Consider the following 20,491-nt stretch of genomic DNA (forward strand, 5'->3'; position numbering starts at 1 on the left):
GGTTTTGGGCGGGGGGGGGGGGGGGGGGGGGGCCGGGCCCCCCCCCCCCCCCCCCCGCGTGTTGCCTCCGCCGCGCTACCCGCGCACGGCGTTGACCCGCTCGGGTCCGCCGTCCAGCCGACCGCGCAGACGCAGTTCCGCCACGTCGGCGGCGAGCCGGTCCCGGATGTCCTTGCCGGTACGGCGCCAGCCGAAGAACTCACCCGCCAGTTTGATGAGTTCGTCCTCGGACATGCCGGGGCACTCGGCGGCCAGCTCGTACAGCGCCAGGTGCCGCTCGGCCGGTGCGACGTGGACGACCTTGCGGGGCGTGGTGCCGTCCTCCGGGTGCCGGGCCTTCGGCCGCTGTCTGCCCGTCACGTCGTAGAAGGCGTCGTCCTGAGCCGCCTGCCCGGAGCGGACCAGCGCGCGGGCCACCTCCCGGACGTTGTCCCGGATGCGGGCGCCCGCGCGCTGGACGCCCCACGCCTCGCGGGCCCGCTGGACCAGCAGGTCCTCGTGGATGGGGCCCTCGGCCTCGATGACCCGCGCGAGCACCTCGCGCAGCGCGGGCCGGGCCTCCGGGGTGTGCAGTTCGAAGTGCGGCACGACCGTGACCTCGCCGGCCCGGTACGGGGCGCTCCACTCGCGTTCCGTCGCGGCCTCGACGGGGACGCGCTCGAACTCCACCGCCGTGTCCTGCTGTCCGACGCCGCTCACCGGGGCGGCCGGGGCGGAATCGGCTTCCCGCAGGTCCCCCGCGGGCGCGGCCGGCGCCGCCGCAGGCGTACCGAGCGGGCCCTGGACGACGGCCTGTTCGACGGCTTCCCGCAGGCGCAGTTCGGCGGCCGCACGGCCCCGGTACCAGTCGGTGCCCCAGATGCGGTGCAGCCGCCAGCCGAGTCCGTTCAGGACCTGCTCGCGCAGCCGGTCCCGGTCCCGGGCGGCCTTGGAGGAGTGGTACATGGCACCGTCGCACTCGATGCCGAGGGCGTAGGCGCCCGGCAGCTCCGGGTGGCGCACGCCGAGGTCGATGCGGTAACCGGCGACGCCGACCTGCGGCTGGACCCGGTAGCCCCAGCCGCGCAGGACCGCGAGCACGGACTCCTCGAACGGGCTGTCCGGTTCGGCGTCCGACTGGACGACGTCCCGGGCGAGGACCGCGGGGCCGTTCTCCGCGTACTCGAGGTAGCGCTTCAGGTACTGCACGCTCTCGTTGGGGCTGTCCTGCAGGCTGGTGCCGCGGAAGGAGGCGACCACCTCCATCCGGTAACGGGCCCGGGTGACGGCCACGTTGAGGCGGCGCCAGCCGCCGGCCTTGTTGATCGGACCGAAGTTGAGGCCGACCTTGCCGTGCTCGTCGGGTCCGTAGCCGACGGACATGATCATCACGTCGCGTTCGTCGCCCTGCACCGACTCCAGGTTCTTGACGAAGAAGCCGTCGAGGCGGTCGTCGGTGAAGCAGTGGTCGAGGTCGGGGCGGCTCAGCCGGGCCTGCTGCACGGCCTGGTCGATGGCCGAGGCCTGCGCCTGGGAGAGGGCGACGACGCCGAGGGTCCGGCCGGGGCGGGTGTCGAAGTGGTGCAGCACGCGCCCGGCGACGAACTCCGCCTCCGCCTGGTTGTCCCGGCGCCCGCCCCGGTCGTAGACGCCGTCGGCCTTGAGGAAGGCGACGCCGACGTCGTTGCCCTCGTCGAGGGCGCCGGGGAAGGTGATCATCGAGTTGTCGTAGAACTCGCGGTTGCTGAAGGTGATCAGGTCCTCGTGGCGGCTGCGGTAGTGCCAGCGCAGCGGCAGTTCCCGCATCGCGCCGGCCTTGCAGGCGTGCAGCAGCGACTCGAAGGAGTCCGGTACGTCGTCCCCGTACTCGTCCGAGTCGTCCTCGACGGAGGAGTCGAAGAACGAGGTCGGGGGCAGCTGCTTGTCGTCACCGGCGACGATCAGCGTGCTGCCGCGGTACACGCAGTTGACCGCGTCGCTGGGACGGACCTGGGAGGCCTCGTCGAAGACGACCACGTCGAAGTGGAAGTCGGGCGGCAGGAACTGGCTGACCGTCAGCGGGCTCATCATGAAGCAGGGCTTGACGGCCTGGACGACCTCACGGGTCCGGCCGAGCAGCTCGCGCACCGGCATGTGCCGGGTCTTCTTCTCCGCCTCCCGGATGATGACCGCGGCTGCCCCGCCGGCGAACCTGCGCGGCCGGCGCTTGTTGCACGCCTCGGTCACCGCCCCGGCGGCGGCGGCGACCAGCCGCCGGTCGGCGTCCCGGAAGTCGGCCACGCGCGCGTCGAGGTCGTCGGCACGGGTGCTGCGCAGCCGGGGGTCGGTGGCGAGGACACCGTCCGCCCACGCGCGCAGCAGCGCCTGTACGACCACGTCGGGCAGCCGCTCGGGGTCGAGTCCGCGTTCGGCCGCGCCGGCGACGAGGCCGTCCGCTCCGTACCGGGCGAGCACCGCGACACCGTCCCGGTGGGCGTGCCACACCTCGGGCCCCTCGGGGTCGTCGCGCAGCGCGCCGACGACCTGTTCGGCCTGGTCGAGGGGGCCCAGCAGCGACGCGGACAGCTGGGTGCGGCGGGGGCCGTCGAACAGGTCGAGCAGTTCGGCCACGGAACGGGTCCAGCGCTCGGCCCGGGCATCGGCGGCGGAGCACCAGGCGGCCAGGGCTCCCCGGAAGCTCTCGGCCAGCAGGCCGGGGAGCGGATCGGTGTCGGCGTCGTCGGCGAGGCGGTCGGCGAGCAGGTCGCGGCGCGCGGCCTCCCGGCTCGCCGCCTCGATGCGGTCGGCCGTCGCCAGCGCTTCTTCCAGGTCCGCGTACGCCTCCGGGGTGCTGGGCGTGTAGCGGCCGAGCAGCGCGGAGTGCGCGTCGGCCAGGCGGGTCACCTCGGCGGCGGCCCGCTGCCAGGCCAGCGCCTGCTCCAGTCGGCCCGCCAGCGCCTTGTCCCAGGCGCCGGCGCGGGTGAGCGCGGCCACGGCCGCCCGGTCGGCCTTGTACTGCGCGGAGAAGCGGGCCATCAGCCCGCGGTGCTGCTCGGCGAAGCGCCCCACGATCGCGGGGAGGTCGCCGGCGCTGAGGACCTGCTCGCCGAAGACGTCGGCGGCGGCCGCGCGGGCGGCGACCTCGGCGTCCAGAGCCGTGCGCAGCTCGTGCGCCGCCGTGTGGGCCCGGCGCAGGACGTCGCCGTCGAACCATCCGCGCGGCGGGCGGTGGCCGGCGGCCGTCAGGTCGGCCAGGGCACACAGCGCGAACGCGGCCTCGGGGTGGTCCGCCTTCGGCATGCCGAACAGGTCGGCGAGCTGGGCGACCTGGCCGGTGACGTCCTCGGGCAGGGTGCCGTCCGCCGGGGCCGTCGCCATGTCGGGGAGCCCGGCCCGCAGGGAGCGGACGAGCTGCTGGATCTCGCGCACCGAACGGGGTTCGTCCTGGGTGACGGCGAAGGGGCGGCGCCCGGACACCGTGAGCAGGGCGCCGAGCGCGTCGGCGGCCTCGGGAACCACCTGGTGCGCGGAGGTGCCGACCAGGCCCCGCCAGGGGAAGGCGTCGCCCTCGGCCGCGGGACGCCAGGCACGGGCGACCGCCTGGGCCGCGGCGGCGAGTTCCTGTAGGGCACCGGCGGTCAGGGTGCGGACGACCTGGGCGTTCTCGGCGGCCGGCGCCAGCCTCGGGGTGCCCGACTGCTCCAGCAGCGCCAGGCGGCCGAGGACGTCGTGCAGGCTGTGCCCCAGGGGGTCGCGGGTCTCGTTCATGGCCGCCGCGTACGCGGACAGCTCCTCGCGCAGTCTGCGAGCGCGCTCCAGTTCGTACTCGGCGGCGCCGGTGGCGCGGACCTCGGTGGTCAGCATCCGGGCGAGTTCGGTGGCCACGGCTTTCTTGCTCGTGTCACCGCTGTGCAGAGCCATGACGAAGTCGCCGAGCCCGACCCCGCGCAGCCGGTTGCGGACGACGTCGAGCGCGGCGGCCTTCTCACTGACGAACAGCACGCTGCGGCCGGCGTGCATGAGCGCGGCGATCATGTTGGTGATGGTCTGGCTCTTGCCGGTGCCGGGCGGGCCGCTCATCACGAAGGAGCGGTTGTCGAGCGCGGCGGCGACGCACTGGCGCTGCGAGGCGTCCGCGTCGAGGACCAGCGGGGTCCGCTCGGGCAGCTGGACGTCGTCGATGCGGTCCAGGTCCGGGGGGTCGAAGGCGATCAGGTCGTCGGGCAGGCCCGCGTCGGGCCCGAGGGCGACGGCACGCACCAGCGGGTGCGCGAGGATCTGCTCCTCGTTGTTCTGGAGGTCCTGGTACATGGCCTCGCGGTGCGAGGCGAACAGGCCGAGCACCACGCGTTCCTGGACCGACCAGCCCTTGAGGCCGGCCGCGACCGCGCGGGCCGCGGCCAGCACCCCCGCCGGGTCGGCGGTGTCGGTGCCGGTGACGCGCGACCAGTCGACCCCGATCCGCTCGAGTTTCACCGCGAGGGCCGGGTTGTGCACGGTCTCCTGGTCCTCGGCCGGCCGCAGCCGGTAGCGGCGGTTGCCGTCCCGTACCAGTTCGACCGGGACCAGGAGCAGCGGCGCGGCACTGCTCTCGTGGGCGTCGGCCTCCCGCCAGTCGAGCATGCCGACGCCGAGCCAGAGCACCCACAGGCCGTAGTCGTTGTACATCTGGCCGGACTTCTGGCGCAGTTGGTACAGAGCGGCGTCCAGCGAAGCTTGGGTTTGCTTCTGGGTGACGAGTCCGGGACGGCTCTGCCGGCCGGTCGCCTCCCCCGGGTCGTCGGCCTTCTCCAGGCCGACGCCCGCGCTCTTCTCCGGGACGGGCGCGAACTCCCAGCCCCGCGCGAGATCGGCCAGCAGGGCCTCGGCGCGGGGGGAGGCTATCTCCAGGGTCGAGGTCCTCGTATGGCGGAAGTTCAGCAGCCGGTTGCGTCCGCCCATGTCCAGCAGGGAGTTCCGCCAACTGTCTAGGACAGTCTTCATCTTGGACTGGGGCTGGTGGGCCATGTGGTGGATACCTCCCGAGCGGCGCGCACAGGGGTAACCACCCTCACAGGGCCCCCCGGTGACACCTGCCTATCAGTCAGCACCCCCTGACACGCCGGTGATCACCGAGACGGTATGTATTTGTTGTGAAAGGGATGCACGCATGATGTGTGCTTTCCGTTCGGTCACTTGACCGATCCCGCCATCACGCCCTGCACGAAGTGCCGTTGGAAGGCGAAGAAGACCACGACCGGGACGATCAGGGAGAGGAAGGCGCCCGGCGCCAGGACGTCGATGTTGCTGCCGAACTGGCGGATCTGCGACTGGAGTTGCACGGTCAGCGGCTGGGACGAGCTGTCGGCGAAGAGCAGCGCCACCAGCATGTCGTTCCAGACCCAGAGGAACTGGAAGATGGCGAGCGACGCGATCGCCGGGCGCCCGACCGGCAGGATCAGGCGGGTGAAGATGCGCCACTCGCTGCCGCCGTCCATCCGGGCCGCCTCCAGCATCTCCTTGGGCATCTCCGCGAAGTAGTTCCGCAGCAGGAAGACCCCGAACGGCAGGCCGTAGGCGACGTGGAAGAGGACCACGCCGGGGATGGTGCCGAACAGGCCGAGCTGCCCGAAGAGTTTGGCCACCGGCAGCAGGCCGATCTGCACCGGCACCACCAGCAGGGCGACCACCAGCAGGAACAGCGGTTCGCGGCCGGGGAAGTCCAGCCAGGCGAAGGCGTACCCGGCGAGTGCCGCGATGGCGACGACCAGGGTGGTCGCCGGCACCGAGATCAGCACGGTGTTCCAGAAGGCCTGCGTCATGCCGGAGTTCTTCAGCAGCGCCGAGTAGTTGTCGAAGGACAGCTGGCCCGGACTGGCGAGCGCGGTCCACCAGCCGCCCTTCGCGGTGTCCCGCGCCGAGCGCAGGGAGGACACGAACAGTCCCGCGAGGGGGGTCAGCCAGACCAGGCCGATCACCACGAGGAACGCCTGGACCAGGCCGTTGCCCAGGCCGCGCCGGATCGCGTTCATCGCTGGCTCCTTCGGAAGCGGCGGACGTTGAAGACCATCGCGGGGACCACCAGGAGCAGCAGCAGCACGCCCAGGGCGCTGCCGAGCCCCTGGTTGTTGCCGCCGCCGAAGGACACGAGCCACATCTGTGTGGCGAGCACCGTGGCGTCCTCCTGCACCGGTCCCGGCGCGATGATGTAGACGAGGTCGAAGACCTTCATCACGTTGATCACGAGGGTCACGAAGACGACCGTGAGCACGGGGGCGAGCAGCGGCACGGTGATGCGGCGGAAGATCTGCCACTCGTTCGCGCCGTCCATCCGGGCCGCTTCCAGCGCGTCGCGCGGGAGGGTGGCGAGCCCCGCGCCGATCAGGACCATCGCGAAGCCGGTCCAGATCCACAGGTACGCCCCGATGATCGCGGGGGTGACGAGCGCGGGGCCGAGCCAGGAGACGCCCTGGTAGGGCGGTGCGAAGTTGGCGGCCGGCAGCTTCACCGTGTACGAGCCGTCGGCGAGCCCGGTGAAGCGGAACGAGCCGTCGGTGGCGGTCGTGGTGCTCGCGACCCCCTCTCCGTCGCGGGTCGCCTCGACCTTCATGCCGGGCAGCCCGCTCTCCTTCGGGTCGACCCGGCCGGGCCTGCCTCCCCCGCCGGGCGTGAAGTCCAGGTAGACGACGCCGCGCAGCTCGCCGGGGGCCGCCCGGTGCGCGGCCGCGGCGGCGGCGGGCGACGCGCCCCTGGGCAGGTCCTTGGGCAGCACCCCGACAAGGCCGAGGGCCACCGAGTCACCCGGGGACAGGGCGGTCGCGGTCAGGTACGAGCCGTCCCGCCCCCGGGTGAGGTCCTGTCCGTCTCGCGCCCGCGCCGTCGGGTACGACGAGGTGCCCGCGAAGGCGTCGTGCACCGAGACGACGGCGGCGTTGAGGACGCCCTTGTCGGGGTCCTCGTCGTAGGCGAGCCGGAAGATGATGCCGGCGGCGAGGAAGGAGACCGCCATCGGCATGAACAGCAGCAGCTTGAACGCGGTGGCCCAGCGGACCTTCTCCACCAGGACGGCCAGGATCAGGCCGAGGCCGGTCAGCAGGGCCGGGGCGACGACGACCCAGATGGCGGTGTTGCGGATGGCCGTGACGGTCGCCGGGTCGCGGAACATCTCGGTGTAGTTGCCGCCGCCGACGAAGCGGGTGCCGGAGGCGTCGAAGAAGCTGCGTCCGACGGAGAACAGCACCGGGTAGACGACCAGCGCGCCGAGCAGCAGCAGCGCGGGGAAGACGAAGAGCAGGGCGACGATCCGGCCCCGCCGCCGGGTGCGACGCCTGCGGGTCGCACCGGCGGCGGGCGGGCTCGCCTCTTTGTGTACGAGCGTGGTGGCGGTCATCGCGGGTCAGTCCTGGTAGGCCTTGGCCGCGGCGGACTCCAGCTTCGCGGCGGTGCCCTTCGGGTCCGACGGGTCGCGCAGGAAGTCCTGGAGGAGCTTCCACTCGCCCGCGCCCTTGGTGCCGCCGAACGCCGCCGGCGCCTGGTCGGACATGTCGAAGCGGACCGAGTCGCCGGCCCCGACGAGGGACTTGGCGGTGGCGCGGGTGACGTCGTCGCCGTAGGAGGCGAGGTCGAGCTTCTTGTTCGGGGACAGGAAGCCGCCCGCCTTGGCCCAGACGGCCGCCGCCTCGGGGGTCGCCAGGTACTCCAGGAGCTTCATGCCGGCCTTGGCGTTCTTGCCGTCCTTGAGGACGACGGCCGCGTCGCCACCGCTGACCACCGGGGCCTTGCCGCCGCCGACGGCGGGGAACGGGAAGAAGTCCGCGTCCTTGCCGATGGTCTTCTGGAACTGGTCGTGGGCGACGCCGGCGACGAAGTCGCCCTCGTAGACCATGCCGGCCTTGGGCTCGGGCCCGAACACCTTCTCCACCGAGCCGGGGAAGTCGGTGTTGAGGGCCTCCTTCTGGCCGCCGGCGACCAGCTGCTTGTCCTTGAACAGCTTGCCCAGGGTGGTGAGCGCCTCGACGACGGAGGCGTCGGTCCACTTCAGCTTGTGCGCGGCGAGGGCGTCGTACTTCTCGGGTCCGGCCTGCGAGAGGTAGATGTTCTCGAACCAGTCGGTGAGGGTCCAGCCGTCCTGGCCGGCCACGGAGAAGGCGGCGAGCCCGGAGTCGGAGACGGTGTGGCCGGCCTTCAGCATCTCGTCGTAGGTCTTCGGCGGCTTGACGCCGGCCTGGGCGAGCGCGTCGGGGCTGTACCACACGGTCGACTTGTGGGCCGCCTTGAAGTAGAGGCCGTAGAGGGTGCCGTCGACGCTGCCGTACTTCTGCCAGACGGGTGCGTAGCCGGCGTCCACGGACTTCCGCGTGGTGGCGGACAGCGGCTTGAGCCAGCCCTTCTTGGCGAACTGCTGGAGCACGCCGACCTGCGGGACCATCACCACGTCGGGCGCGTTGCCGCCCTCGATCTTGCTGCCGACGACGGTGGAGACGTTGTCGCCGGTGGACGTGAACTGCGTCTTGGCGCCGGTCTTCGCGCTGAACGCGTCGAGCACCTTCTGGAAGTTCTTCTGCTCGCTGCCGGACCAGACACCGGCCACGGTGACGGTCTGGCCGTCGAGGGCCTTGTCGCCGCCGCCCGCGGAGACCGGGCCGCCGCCGCAGGCGGTGGCGCCGAGGGCCAGGGCGAGGGCGGTGCAGCCGGTGAGCAGGGTGGTACGTCGTCGCATCATCGTTGATGTCCCTTCAGGGGTGGGGAGCTGACGAGGGTGGAGCGGGGAGGGATCAGAGGCCGGTGCCGTCGCTGATCCACCAGGCGGCCGTGGAGCCGGGGAGCACCCCGGCCGGGCACGGACCGCTGGACAGCAGGGGGGCGCCGGAGACCGGCGCGGGGGTGGGGGCCGTACCGAAGTTGACGGCGCAGACGAGGTCGTCGCCGCGGGCGAAGGCGAGGACGCCCGGCGGGGAGTCCAGCCAGCGCAGTGCGCCTTCGCCCAACTGCGGCAGTGCGGAGCGCAGTTGGAGGCCATCTCGGTACAGGTGCCAGAAGGAGCGGGTGTCGGCGAGGGCGCGGTCGGTGGCGTACTCGGCGAAGTAGTCGGGCTGCGGCAGCCAGGGCCTGGCGCTCTCCACGCCGGAGGTGAAGCCGAACGGGGACGCCTGACCGGACCACGGCAGGGGCACGCGGCAGCCGTCCCGGACGCGGGCGCGGCTGCCGGTGCGGCGGAAGATCGGGTCGGTGAGCACCTCGTCGGGCAGGTCGACGACCTCGGGCAGGCCAAGTTCCTCGCCCTGGTAGATGTACGCGGCGCCGGGCAGCGCGAGCATCAGCAGCGCGGCGGCGCGGGCTCGAGCGGCGCCGAGGCCGCCGCCCTCGGGGACGGGCTCGCCGTAGCGGGTGACGGTGCGCACCTGGTCGTGGTTGTTGAGGACCCAGGTGACCGTGGAGCCCGTGCCGGCGATGTCCTGCATGGCCTCGGAGACGACCTTGCGGAAGGCGTCGGCCTCCCAGGGCGCGCTGAGCAGGTCGAAGAAGAACGCCTGGTGCAGCTCGTCGGGGCGGACGTAGCGGGCGTGCTCGCGGGCGGTGGGGACCGAGACCTCCCCGACCAGCAGCCGCTCGCGGCCGTCGCGCGCGGTGTACTCCTCGCACACCGACCGCCAGTGCCGCCACACCCCGTGCACCTCGGGCTGGTTCCAGGCGAGCGGGTTGACCGAGTCGCGGGTGCGGGCGTCGGCCTCCGGGTCGTCCGAGTCGGGCAGGTCGGGGTGCTTGTACAGGCCGGCGGCGACGTCGATGCGGAAGCCGTCCACGCCGCGGTCCAGCCAGAAGCGCAGCACGCGGTCGAACTCGGCGGGGACCTCGGGGTCGCGCCAGTTCCAGTCCGGCTGCTCGGGCGTGAACATGTGCAGGTACCACTGGCCGGGCCGGCCGTCCGCCTCCGTGACCCGGGTCCAGGCCGGGCCGCCGAACATGGCGTGCCAGTTGTTGGGCGGCTCGTCGCCGCCGGGGCCGCGGCCGTCGGCGAAGTGGAAGCGGGCGCGGGCCGGGCTGCCGGGTCCGGCGGCGAGGGCCTCGGTGAACCAGGGGTGCTCGCTGGAGCAGTGGTTGGGGACGATGTCGAGCAGCACCTTGATCCCCAGCCGGCGGGCGGCGGCCATCAGCCGGTCGAACTCGGCGAGGTCGCCGAAGAGGGGGTCGACGCCGCAGTAGTCGGCGACGTCGTAGCCGTGGTCGTGCTGGGGCGAGGGGTAGAAGGGGCTCAGCCAGATCCCGTCGACGCCGAGCTTCTTCAGGTACGGCAGTCCCGTGCGGACCCCGGCCAGATCGCCGATGCCGTCCCCGGTGCTGTCCAGGAAGCTGCGGACATACACCTGGTAGATCACCGCGTCGCGCCACCAGTGGTACTTACTCAACATGTATGCATGTTAGGTAGGCGTGTCGCGAGGGTGTCAATGAAAAGAACAGAGCTACCGTTGAGTTGGGGCGCCAAAACCGGACTTAGAGTGGCATCCTGAAAGCAAGTGAGATGTCCGCGTTACCTAACAAGTAACTAGCGGTTGGGGATGGCGGCCAGTTCCCGGGCCAGTCGCCGCACCGCGGCGGCGGGCGTCTCGTGCCCGGTCAGCGCGTCCTGCACGACCGCCTGCACCACCAGGCTCACCTGGTCGTAGCGCGGGCTCTTGGGGCGCGGCTCGGCCGTGACCACGGCGGCGCGCAGGGTCGGCAGATAGGGGAACCGCCGTACGAGCGCGGGGTCCTCGTAGAGCGCGGCGCGTACGGGCGGCAGCGCGCCCCGCGTGAGCACCTGGCGCTGGACGGGCTCGCTGGTGAGGTAGGCGATCAGCCGGGCGGCCGAATCGGGATGCCGCGCATGGGTGTTGACGGCCAGGTTGGAGCCGCCCAGGACGCTCTTGCCCGGGCCGTCGGGCCCCGGCAGCTGCACGGCGCCGATCTTCCCGGCGACCTTGGAGCCCGGGGCCGAGGCCACGGCGTAGGCGTAGGGCCAGTTCCGCAGGAAGAGCAGCCGGCCGTCCTGGAAGGCCTGCTTGGACTCCTCCTCCTTGTACGTCAGCGCCGCCTTCGGGATCCAGCCCTCGCGCACCCCGCGAGCGAGGAAGCCGATGCCCTCACGGGCCGCGTCGGAGTCGACGGTGACGCGGGTGCCCTCGTCACCGAGGATCGTGCCGCCCGCCGAGTACACGGCCTCGGCCGCGTTGACGGTCAGGCCCTCGTAGGGCAGGAACTGGCCCGCGTAGCCGTCGAGGCCGTACTCGGGCGCGACGGTCTTCGCGTCGTGCTCCAGCTCGGCCCAGGTGCGCGGCGGCGGCAGGCCCTCCTTCGCGAGGACGTCCTTGCGGTACAGCAGCAGCCCGGCGTTGGTCACGTACGGCACGGCGTACAGCCGGCCGTCGTACCGGGCCGTGTCCACCACCGGGCGCAGGAAGCTCCGCAGCGGGAAACGCTCGGGGGGCAGCGGGCGGATCCAGCCGGCCGCCGCGAACTCCGAGGTCCAGTTGACGTCGATGTTGAGGACGTCGAACCGTCCCCGGTCACCGCCCCGCAGGTCGGTGGTCATCTGCGCGTGGGTCTCGTCGGCGGAGTCGGGCAGCTCGACGAGGGTGACCTTCTCGGCCGGGTGCGTGCGGTTCCAGCTCCGCAGGAGCGGACCGAGATAGCCGGTGAGATCGCCCGCCGTGGCGAGGGTGAGCGGCCCGCGGCCGCCGTCGGCCGCCTCGCCGGCACGGGTGCCGGAGGCCACGTAACCACTGAGGACCACGGCGAGAACGAGGAGCCCCCTACCGGCGGCGCGCATCCACCGCATAGGTTCCTCCCTGAACGCGTACACCGGCCCCGGGCACCCTCGCCCGCGGTCAGAGGCCATGTATACCTGTTAGGTATGGGCGATACTAGGGCCTGGAGCACATTGCCGTAGACAGGAGGACAGCACGAGTGCGCCTGCCCCTCCTGGCACTGCTCGCGCGCGGCCCGGCCCACGGCTACGAGCTGAAGCACGACCTTGAGCAACTGCTGGGCTCCGCGTACCCTCAGCCCAACGTCGGCCAGATCTACGTCACCCTCGGCCGCCTCGAGAAGTCGGGACTGATCGAGGGCGAGGACGTCGAGCAGTCCAGCCGGCCCAACAAGAAGGTCTACCACCTCACCGACGCCGGGCGGGAAGCGCTGCACGCCTGGTTCGAGGAGACCGAGGACGAACCGCGGGTCCGGGACGAGTTCTTCATGAAGCTCGCGCTCGCCCCGCAGACCGGTCTCGCCGACCAGATCGCCCTCATCAACCGGCAGCGGCGCCAGTACCTCAACACCATGCGCAATCTGTCGAAGCTGGCCGCGGCCGAGAACCGGGACAACCGAATCGCCCATCTGCTGATCGAGGGCGCGATGCTGCACCTGCAGGCCGACCTGGACTGGCTGGAGCGGTGCCAGGAGGAACTGGAGGAGCTGGAGTGAGTGACGGCCGGTCCCCTGTGCCCGGTCCGGCCGCCCTGCTGCGGGCCGAGGGCCTCGTCAAGACCCACCACGGCGAGGGCGCGCCCGCGCACGCCGTGCGCGGGGTCGACCTGAGCGTGGCACGGGGCGAGTTCGTGGCGGTCACCGGGCCCTCGGGGGCCGGCAAGTCCACCCTGCTGCACCTGCTCGGCGGTCTGCAGCGGCCCGACGAGGGCAGCCTCTGGCTCGACGGCCGGTGCACGGACTCCTTCGGCGAGGCACGCTGGGCGGTGGAGCGCCGCAAGGCCATCGGGATCGTCTTCCAGTTCTTCAACCTGGTGTCGAACCTGTCGGTCGCCGACAACGTCGAGCTGCCCGCGCTGCTCGCGGGCGTGCCGCCGCGGAAGGCCCGGGCCGAGCGCGAGGAGCTGCTCGCCGAACTGGGCCTCGAGGGCAAGGAGCGCAGCATGCCGGGCGAGCTGTCCGGCGGCGAGCAGCAGCGGGTCGCGCTGGCCCGCGCCCTGGTCAACCATCCGCCCCTGCTGCTGGCCGACGAGCCCGCCGGCAGCCTGGACAGCAAGGGCACCCGCGAGGTGATGCGGCTGCTGTCCCGCTTCCACGGGCGGGGCCAGACCATCGTGCTGGTCACCCACGACGCCCGGCTGGCCAGCGCGGCCGACCGCGTGATCAGCTTCTTCGACGGCCGCATAGCCGACGACGCCACCCTGGACGGCACACCGTCCCGCCGCGGCGGCGCCTCCGGCGTGCTGGAGCTGAGGGACTGATCCGGGTGCGCGACCGTCCGACGACCGGAGGCTGAGGGGATGCGAGCCACCCTCCGCTGGGCCCACTCCGACCTGCGCACACACCGCGGCGAGGCGCTGTTCATCACGCTCGCCACGGCCGGCATCGTCGCCTCGCTGCTGCTGGCCGCCGCGCTCTTCGGCTACGCCACCAACCCCTGGCAGCGGACCTTCACCGAGGCGCACGGGGCACACGTGTGGATCCACACGGCGGCCTCCACCGACGCCCGCAGGCTCGCCCGGCTGGACGGCGTCGAGTCGGTCGCCGGCCCCTACCGGACCGAGGCCGCCACCGTCGCCACGCGCGGCACCCGGGCCGCCGTGGAGCTGCGCGGCACCCCGGGCCTGCCCGCCGTCGGCCGGCCGCTCGTCACCGCCGGCCACTGGCTGGACCCGGCCGAACCGGACGGCGTGGTGCTGGAGAGCCGCCTCGCCCGGGCCCTGCTCGCCGAGCCCGGCGACACCCTCACCCTGCCCGGCACCGCACGCACCCTGACCGTGGAGGGCATCGCCGACAGCGCGGAGCCCGGCTACAGCCCGGGAGCGCAGCCGGGCCTGGTCTGGGCGCCGCCCGCCGCCGTGCGGGCGCCCGCCGGACAGGTGACCGGACTGCGCCTGAAGGACCCCTCCGACACCGACTACGCGGTGCAGCGCGCCGTCACCGTGCTGGGCGCTGACACCGTCGGCGAGGTGTCCACCTGGCAGCAGGAGCGGGCCGAGGCCCAGGGCGAGAACCGGCTCCTCGGACAGGTGCTCGGCCTGTTCGGGCTCGGCGCCCTGGCCGCCGCCGGGTTCGCCGTGCACGGGGCGATCGGCACCCGCATCCGCGGCCATCTGCGGGACATCTCGGTGCTGAAGGCGATCGGCTTCACGCCCGGTCAGGTGGTGCGGATCTTCCTGCTCCAGCACCTGGCGTACGCGGCGCTCGGCGCGCTGGCCGCGGCCGCGCTCACCGAGGGCCTGGGCACCCGCGTCCCGGGACGGCTCGGCGACGCGGTGGGGGTGTGGCAGGGGCTGCCGGGGCACACCGTGGCCCTGTCCGCCGTGCCGGTCGGCGCGGTGCTGTTCATCGGTCTGACGACGGGACTCGCGGCCTGGCGGGCAGGCCGGGTGCCGCCGGTTCCCGTGCCGCGCCCGTCGGCACCGGCGGGCGGCCGACTCACCGCCGTCGCCCGCCGCGCCCTGGGCCTGCGGCTGCCGGCCGCGCTGGTCCTGGGCTGCCACAAGGCGTTCGCCGGGCGCGGCCGCTCGCTGGCCGGCGTGGCCCGGCTGACGCTGCCGCTGCTGCTGATGGTGGTGGCGCTCAGCGCGTGGACCACCCTGGACCGGTTCCACAGCAGCCCCGAGCGCGTGGGCCTGCCGGCCGCGCTCTCGGTCCGCTCGGACGACGGCCTGGACGACGCGGGCGTACGGGCCCTGCTCGCGGCGGCCCCCGGGGTCGGTGCCGCCTATCCGGGCGTCGAGCTGGCCGCGCTGCTCCCCGGCCAGACCGGGACGGTCGCCCTGCGCGGCCTCGGCACCCAGGCCCACCCCTACCCGTACACCCTCGCCGAGGGCCGGGCCGCCCGCGGACCGGACGAGGCGGTGGCCGGCCAGGGCATGCTCGACCTGCTGCACGCGCGGGTCGGCGACTGGGTGCGGATCACCGTGGGCCAGCGGCCGCAGATCCTGCACATCGTGGGCCGCAGCATCGAGCCGCAGAACGCCGGGCGGGTCGTGACGACCTCCCTGGACACCCTGCGCGAGAACGACGCGAACCTGTCCCCCGCCTTCTACCAGCTCCGCCTGCGCCCCGGCGCCGACCCTGGGCGGGTGGCGTCGGCCCTGGCCCGGGCCGGCCACGGGCACCTGGACGTGCACCCGGTCACCAACCCGGCCGACGGGCTCTCCCCGCTGCGCGGTGTCGTGACCGCCCTGATCGCCGTGCTCGCCCTCATCGGGCTCGTCGAGCTGCTCACCGCGATCGGCGGCAGCGTGCGGGAGAGCGAGCGGGACGTGCTGGCGCTCCGGGCGATCGGCATGTCGCCGCGGCAGATCACCGCGATCACCGTCACCGCGACGACGTGCACGGCGCTCGCGGCGGCCGTCGCCGCCACGGTTCTGGGGCTGCCGCTGGCCCACCGGCTGATCGACGCCCAGGGCAGTTCGAGCGGTATCGGCGCCGGCATCGCCCAGTCCCCCTCCCCCGCACTGCTCCTCCTGCTGGGCACGGGCGCCGTCCTCGGCGCGGCGGCCCTCTCCGCCCTCCCCGCGGCCCGGGCGGCCCGCCGCCGCCTGGCGGACACTCTGAGCGCGGTGTCCTGAGTCCTGGGCCGACCCGACAGGGCCGACCGGACAGGGCCGACCCGGACCGGCCGACCCGGACAGGCCGGCCCAGGGGCAGGTCAGGCCCAGGGGCGGGTCAGGCCCGGCCGCGCAGCTCCCGGTACTTGGCGACCAGGGCCTTCGTGGAGGCGTCCAGGCCGGGAACCTCCTTGCCCTCGGTCAGGGCGGGTTCGACGCGCTTGGCGAGGACCTTGCCGAGCTCCACGCCCCACTGGTCGAAGGAGTCGATGTTCCAGACCGCGCCCTGCACGAACACCTTGTGNGGAGATAGGCGGTGAACTTGGACAGGTAGTGCGAGTACGGCAGCACGGCGTGCGTCTGCGCGTCGTGGAAGTTGCCGTACCAGATGCCCAACAGCCCTAGCAGCAGGGGAACGTTGGCCTCGGCGGGCGCGGTGCGGAAGTGGTCGTCGACCAGCCGGAAGCCGTCCAGCATCTCGCGGAACCGGTCCGGGCCGATCGCGATCATCAGGGACAGGCCGATCGCGGAGTCGTACGAGTAGCGGCCGCCGACCCAGTCCCAGAACTCGAACATGTTGGCCGTGTCGATGCCGAAGTCCGCCACCTTCTCCGCGTTCGTGGACAGCGCCACGAAGTGCCGGGCCACCGCCTTCTCGTCCCCGTCGAAGGCCTTGAGCAGCCAGGAGCGGGCCGAGGTGGCGTTGGTGATCGTCTCGATGGTGGTGAACGTCTTGGAGGCGACGATGAAGAGCGTCTCCGCCGGGTCCAGGTCGCGGGTGGCCTCGTGCAGGTCTGCGCCGTCCACGTTGGACACGAAACGGAACGTCAACTCCCGTGCGGTGAAAGCGCGCAGCGCCTCGTAGGCCATCGCCGGGCCGAGGTCGGAGCCGCCGATGCCGATGTTGACGACATTGCGGATCCGCCTGCCGGTGTGGCCGGTCCACTCGCCGGAGCGCACCCGCTCGGCGAAGCGGGCCATCTTGTCCAGCACGGCGTGCACGGCCGGTACGACGTTCTCGCCGTCGACCTCGACCACCGCGTCGGGCGCGGCCCGCAGCGCGGTGTGCAGCACCGCCCGGTTCTCGGTGACGTTGATCTTCTCGCCGCGGAACATCGCGTCCCGCAGCCCGAAGACGTCCGTCGCCGCGGCGAGTTCGCGCAGCAGGGCCAGCGTCTCGTCGGTGATCAGGTGCTTGCTGTAGTCGATGTGCAGATCGCCGACCCGCACGACGTACCGTTCGGCGCGGCCGGGGTCCGTCGCGAACAGCTCGCGCAGGCGCGGCCGCCCCTCGCCGCGGTGGTCGGCGAGGGCCGTCCACTCCGGCCTGCGGGTGAGGACAGTGTTGTCTGACGGTGCGTCGGACATCTCAGGCGTTCTCCTTGGTGGCCTCGCCCCTGAGGGCGATGGCGTACATCTCGTCGGCGTCGAGGCGGCGCAGCTCCTCGGCGATGAGTTCGGAGGTGGCGCGGACTTTCAGGGCGAGGGTGCGCGGCGGCTGGCCCGGCAGGGTCAGCGTGGCGAGCGGCCCTTCCGGCCGGTCGATGACGATCTCGCCGTTGCGGGTGCCGAGCCGCACCGCCGTGACGACCGGTCCCGCGCTGACCACCCGGTCCACGGGGACCCCCAGACGGGCCTCCAGCCAGCGCGACAGCAGTTCGGCGCTGGGGTTGTCCTGCTCGGCCTCGACGGCCGCCGAGGTCACCTCGGTCCGCGCCTGGTCGAGTGCGGCGGCCAGCATGGACCGCCACAGCGTGAGCCGGGTCCAGGCGAGGTCGGTGTCGCCGGGGGCGTAGTTGCGGCCGCGGGTGTCCAGGACCTCCATCGGCCGCTCCACCGCGTACAGGTCGGTGATCCGCCGCTGGGCCAGCGCGCCCAGCGGGTCCTTCGCCGGGGCCTCGGGCGCGTCCACCGGCCACCACACGACGACCGGGGCGTCCGGCAGCAGCAGCGGCAGCACCACGGAGTCCGCGTGGTCGGACACCTCGCCGTAGGTGCGCAGCACGACGGTCTCGCCGGTGCCCGCCTCGGAACCGACCCGGACCTCCGCGTCGAGCCGGGAGTGGGTGCGGTCGCGCAGGGTGCGGGCGTGCCGCTTGATGACGACCAGGGTCCGCGAGGGGTGCTCGCGCGAGGCGTCCTCGGCGGCCTTGATCGAGTCGTAGGCGTTCTCCTCGTCCGTGACGATGACCATCGTCAGGACCATGCCCACGGCCGGGGTGCCGATGGCGCGGCGCCCCCGCACCAGCGCCTTGTTGATCTTGCTTGCCGTGGTGTCGGTCAGGTCGATCTTCATGGCCTGCGCCAGCTCCGTCCGTCTCGTGCGAGCATCTCGTCCGCTTCCCTCGGGCCCCAGCTGCCCGAGGCGTACTGCGCGGGGCTGCCGTGCGCCGCCCAGTACCCCTCGATCGGATCGAGGATCTTCCAGGACTCTTCCACTTCCTGGTGACGGGGGAACAGGTTGGCGTCGCCGAGCAGCACGTCCAGGATGAGCCGCTCGTACGCCTCCGGGCTGGACTCCGTGAAGGACTCGCCGTAGGCGAAGTCCATCGACACGTCCCGGATCTCCATCGAGGTGCCCGGCACCTTGGAGCCGAACCGCACGGTCATGCCCTCGTCGGGCTGGACGCGGATGACGATCGCGTTCGAGCCCAGCTCCTCGGTGGCGGTGGAGTCGAAGGGGGAGTGCGGGGCCCGCGTGAAGACCACCGCGATCTCGGTGACCCGGCGCCCCAGCCGCTTGCCGGCGCGCAGGTAGAAGGGGACGCCCGCCCAGCGGCGGTTGTCCACGCCCAGCTTGATCGCGGCGTAGGTGTCGGTCTTCGAATTCGGGTCGATACCGTCCTCCTCCAGATAGCCGACGACCTTCTCGCCGCCCTGCCAGCCGCCCGCGTACTGCGCGCGCACCGTGTGCAGGCCGAGGTCCTCCGGCAGCCGCACCGACTTCAGCACCTTCAGCTTCTCGGTGAGCAGCGCCTCCGCGTCGAACGCGATGGGCTCCTCCATGGCGGTCAGCGCCATCAGCTGCAGCAGGTGGTTCTGGATGACGTCCCGGGCGGCGCCGATGCCGTCGTAGTAGCCGGCCCGGCCGCCGATGCCGATGTCCTCGGCCATGGTGATCTGCACGTGGTCGACGTACGACCGGTTCCAGATCGGCTCGTACATCTGGTTGGCGAAGCGCAGTGCCAGGATGTTCTGGACGGTCTCCTTGCCGAGGTAGTGGTCGATCCGGAACACCTGGTCCGGCTCGAACACGTCGTGCACGATCGCGTTCAGGTTCTGGGCACTGGCCAGGTCGTGGCCGAACGGCTTCTCGATCACCGCGCGCCGCCAGGAGCCCTCGGGCGGGCTCGCCAGGCCGTGCTTCTTCAGCTGCTTCACGACCTTCGGGAAGAACTTCGGCGGCACCGACAGGTAGAACGCGAAGTTGCCGCCGGTGCCGCGGGAGGCGTCCAGCTCGTCGACGGCGTCCTTCAGCTGCTTGAAGGCGGTGTCGTCGTCGAAGTCGCCGGGGATGAACCGCATGCCCTCGGCGAGCTGCTGCCAGACCTCCTCGCGGAACGGGGTGCGCGAGTGCTCACGCACCGCGTCGTGCACCACCTGCGCGAAGTCCTGGTCCTCCCAGTCCCGGCGGGCGAACCCGACCAGGGAGAAGCCCGGCGGCAGCAGACCGCGGTTGGCCAGGTCGTACACGGCCGGCATCAGCTTCTTGCGGGACAGGTCGCCGGTCACACCGAAGATGACCAGGCCGGAGGGGCCCGCGATGCGGGGCAGCCGGCGGTCGCGGGCGTCGCGCAGCGGGTTCACCCAGTCCGCGGCCGGGCCGACCGGCACGCGCACCTCCTCGGCGGCGGGTGTCCCGGGTTCCGGGGCCTTGGTCGTCATCACGCGTCAACTCCCTTGCTGTCCAGGGACTTGGTGACGGCGTCCAGCAGTTCCTGCCAGGCCGTCCCGAACTTGGCGACGCCCTCGTCCTCCAACTGCTGGACGACCTCGTCGTAGGAGATGCCGAGCCGCTCCACGGCGGCGAGGTCGGCGCGGGCCTGCTCGTAACCGCCGGTCACCGTGTCGCCGGTGATCTCGCCGTGGTCGGCGGCGGCCCTCAGGGTGGCCTCCGGCATCGTGTTCACGGTGCCGGGCGCGACCAGCTCGTCCACGTACAGCGTGTCCTTGTACGCGGGGTCCTTCACACCGGTGGAGGCCCACAGCGGGCGCTGCCTGTGCGCGCCCGCCCGCTCCAGCGCGTCCCAGCGGCCGGAGGCGAAGACCTCCTCGTACGCCTCGTAGGCGAGCCGCGCGTTGGCCAGGGCCGCCCGGCCCTTGAGCGCGCGGGCCTCGTCGGTGCCGAGGGCGGTGAGCCGCTTGTCGATCTCGGAGTCCACGCGGGAGACGAAGAACGACGCCACCGAGTGGATCGTGGACAGGTCGAGGCCGCGCTCCCGGGCCTTCTCCAGGCCGGCAAGGTAGGCGTCCATGACCGCGCGGTAGCGCTCCAGGGAGAAGATCAGCGTCACGTTCACGCTGATGCCGAGGCCGATGACCTCGGTGATCGCCGGCAGGCCGGCCTCGGTGGCCGGGATCTTGATCATCACGTTGGGACGGTCGACGAGCCAGGCCAGCTGCTTGGCCTCGGCGACGGTCGCCTTCTCGTCGTGCGCGAGGCGCGGGTCGACCTCGATGGAGACCCGGCCGTCACGGCCGTCCGAGGCGGTGTAGACGGTATGCAGTACATCGGCGGCAGCCCGCACGTCTTCGGTCGTCATCATGCGCACGGCCTCCTCGACCGTGACACCGCGCGCCGCGAGATCGGTCAGCTGCTCCTCGTAGCCCTCGCCCGAACCGATGGCCGCCTGGAAGATCGACGGGTTGGTGGTGACACCCACGACACCGCCGTTCGCCACCAGCTCCGCCAGGCCGCCCGAGGTGATCCGGGTGCGCGACAGGTCGTCAAGCCAGACCGACACCCCCTCGTCGGCGAGGCGCTTGAGGGCTCCCGGGGTCCCGATTGCTTCGGTCACAGTGATCTTCTT

12 protein-coding genes and 1 pseudogene are annotated in these 20,491 nt (G+C 72.5%); 3 read left to right on the forward strand and 10 right to left on the reverse strand.

The features are described from left to right. Positions 1 to 75: 75 nt before the first annotated feature. The 6 genes from V7E45_RS21390 to V7E45_RS21415 all read right to left on the reverse strand — a co-directional run bounded on the left by V7E45_RS21390 (position 76) and on the right by V7E45_RS21415 (position 11,752). Complete coding sequence (locus tag V7E45_RS21390) at positions 76 to 4,965, reverse strand: DUF3320 domain-containing protein (protein ID WP_333775810.1); 4,890 nt, start codon at positions 4,963 to 4,965, stop codon at positions 76 to 78. Positions 4,966 to 5,129: 164 nt separating this feature from the next. Continuing rightward, positions 5,130 to 5,969 (reverse strand): carbohydrate ABC transporter permease, encoded by an 840-nt coding sequence (locus tag V7E45_RS21395; RefSeq protein ID WP_333775811.1) that lies wholly within the window; start codon positions 5,967 to 5,969, stop codon positions 5,130 to 5,132. Then, positions 5,966 to 7,327, reverse strand: a complete 1,362-nt coding sequence (locus tag V7E45_RS21400; protein ID WP_333775812.1) for an ABC transporter permease — start codon at positions 7,325 to 7,327, stop codon at positions 5,966 to 5,968. Before V7E45_RS21400 ends, V7E45_RS21395 begins: the two co-directional genes overlap by 4 nt. Before the next feature lie 6 nt (positions 7,328 to 7,333). Beyond that, entirely contained in the window at positions 7,334 to 8,659 is a 1,326-nt protein-coding gene (locus tag V7E45_RS21405; protein ID WP_333775813.1) for an ABC transporter substrate-binding protein, read from the reverse strand. A 52-nt stretch (positions 8,660 to 8,711) separates the two neighbouring features. After that, positions 8,712 to 10,346, reverse strand: a complete 1,635-nt coding sequence (locus tag V7E45_RS21410) for a glycoside hydrolase family 13 protein (protein ID WP_333775814.1) — start codon at positions 10,344 to 10,346, stop codon at positions 8,712 to 8,714. Between the two features lie 134 nt (positions 10,347 to 10,480). After that, positions 10,481 to 11,752, reverse strand: coding sequence for an ABC transporter substrate-binding protein (locus tag V7E45_RS21415; protein ID WP_333775815.1), 1,272 nt, complete (start codon positions 11,750 to 11,752; stop codon positions 10,481 to 10,483). Positions 11,753 to 11,880: 128 nt separating this feature from the next. Here V7E45_RS21415 and V7E45_RS21420 point away from each other — a divergent pair, with 128 nt between their 5' ends. Genes V7E45_RS21420 through V7E45_RS21430 form a run of 3 tightly spaced genes read left to right on the forward strand, consistent with a single transcriptional unit; the run spans position 11,881 to position 15,482 of the window. Beyond that, a complete protein-coding gene (locus tag V7E45_RS21420; RefSeq protein ID WP_333775816.1) occupies positions 11,881 to 12,396 on the forward strand; it encodes a PadR family transcriptional regulator in 516 nt (171 codons plus the stop codon). Then, positions 12,393 to 13,160, forward strand: coding sequence for an ABC transporter ATP-binding protein (locus tag V7E45_RS21425; RefSeq protein ID WP_333775817.1), 768 nt, complete (start codon positions 12,393 to 12,395; stop codon positions 13,158 to 13,160). Before V7E45_RS21420 ends, V7E45_RS21425 begins: the two co-directional genes overlap by 4 nt. A 39-nt stretch (positions 13,161 to 13,199) precedes the next feature. After that, the gene (locus V7E45_RS21430) at positions 13,200 to 15,482 is read left to right on the forward strand and encodes an FtsX-like permease family protein (RefSeq protein WP_333775818.1); all 2,283 of its coding nucleotides are present in this window, start codon (positions 13,200 to 13,202) and stop codon (positions 15,480 to 15,482) included. Positions 15,483 to 15,579: 97 nt separating this feature from the next. On the opposite strand, the pseudogene pgi reads toward V7E45_RS21430, so the two are convergent. From pgi to tal, 4 genes and pseudogenes are all read right to left on the reverse strand, one after another. Continuing rightward, positions 15,580 to 16,829 (reverse strand): annotated as a pseudogene (pgi, locus tag V7E45_RS21435) (glucose-6-phosphate isomerase). Position 16,830: 1 nt separating this feature from the next. Then, positions 16,831 to 17,757, reverse strand: a complete 927-nt coding sequence (opcA, locus tag V7E45_RS21440) for a glucose-6-phosphate dehydrogenase assembly protein OpcA (protein WP_333775819.1) — start codon at positions 17,755 to 17,757, stop codon at positions 16,831 to 16,833. After that, positions 17,754 to 19,346 (reverse strand): glucose-6-phosphate dehydrogenase, encoded by a 1,593-nt coding sequence (zwf, locus tag V7E45_RS21445; RefSeq protein WP_333775820.1) that lies wholly within the window; start codon positions 19,344 to 19,346, stop codon positions 17,754 to 17,756. Before zwf ends, opcA begins: the two co-directional genes overlap by 4 nt. Continuing rightward, positions 19,346 to 20,479: a transaldolase gene (tal, locus tag V7E45_RS21450; protein WP_333775821.1), complete on the reverse strand. Its 1,134-nt coding sequence runs from the start codon at positions 20,477 to 20,479 to the stop codon at positions 19,346 to 19,348. Before tal ends, zwf begins: the two co-directional genes overlap by 1 nt. Between the last annotated feature and the right edge of the window lie 12 nt (positions 20,480 to 20,491).

This window comes from Streptomyces sp. IBSBF 3136 (assembly GCF_036815105.1).
Lineage (GTDB): Bacteria > Actinomycetota > Actinomycetes > Streptomycetales > Streptomycetaceae > Streptomyces.

Bases quoted from the DNA above. Each gene is read 5' to 3' on its own strand.
- V7E45_RS21390 (WP_333775810.1), bottom strand. From the start codon at position 4,965: ATGGCCCACCAGCCCCAGTCCAAGATGAAGACTGTCCTAGACAGTTGG.
- V7E45_RS21395 (WP_333775811.1), bottom strand. From the start codon at position 5,969: ATGAACGCGATCCGGCGCGGCCTGGGCAACGGCCTGGTCCAGGCGTTC.
- V7E45_RS21400 (WP_333775812.1), bottom strand. From the start codon at position 7,327: ATGACCGCCACCACGCTCGTACACAAAGAGGCGAGCCCGCCCGCCGCC.
- V7E45_RS21405 (WP_333775813.1), bottom strand. From the start codon at position 8,659: ATGATGCGACGACGTACCACCCTGCTCACCGGCTGCACCGCCCTCGCC.
- V7E45_RS21410 (WP_333775814.1), bottom strand. From the start codon at position 10,346: ATGTTGAGTAAGTACCACTGGTGGCGCGACGCGGTGATCTACCAGGTG.
- V7E45_RS21415 (WP_333775815.1), bottom strand. From the start codon at position 11,752: ATGCGGTGGATGCGCGCCGCCGGTAGGGGGCTCCTCGTTCTCGCCGTG.
- V7E45_RS21430 (WP_333775818.1), top strand. From the start codon at position 13,200: ATGCGAGCCACCCTCCGCTGGGCCCACTCCGACCTGCGCACACACCGC.
- opcA (WP_333775819.1), bottom strand. From the start codon at position 17,757: ATGAAGATCGACCTGACCGACACCACGGCAAGCAAGATCAACAAGGCG.
- zwf (WP_333775820.1), bottom strand. From the start codon at position 19,346: ATGACGACCAAGGCCCCGGAACCCGGGACACCCGCCGCCGAGGAGGTG.